The following is a 249-nucleotide window of genomic DNA, read 5'->3' on the forward strand; positions in this document are numbered from 1 at the left end:
TATTTATGATTAACGCCGAAGAAGGGTACGGAAAAGGCGACGAGTTTATCATTGAAAAGCTCGGACAGACGTCCACGCCGGTCTTTCTGATCGTAAACAAAATTGATAAGATCCACCCTGACCAGCTGCTTCTTTTAATTGATGAGTACCGTACGCGCTATCCGTTTAAGGAAATCGTGCCGATCTCAGCTTTGGAAGGGAACAACGTCGAAACCCTTCTCGCGCAGATTGAAGCGTATTTACCGGAAG

At 46.2% G+C, this 249-nt stretch carries 1 protein-coding gene; it reads left to right on the plus strand.

Annotated elements, in window-relative coordinates; genetic code table 11:
* A partial coding sequence (locus R0K30_RS22895) for a GTP-binding protein (RefSeq protein ID WP_410613250.1) occupies positions 1–249 on the plus strand: 249 nt, incomplete at both ends.

Source organism: Bacillus sp. SIMBA_154 (assembly GCF_046536015.1).
GTDB classification, from domain to species: Bacteria; Bacillota; Bacilli; order Bacillales; family Bacillaceae; genus Bacillus; species Bacillus pumilus_P.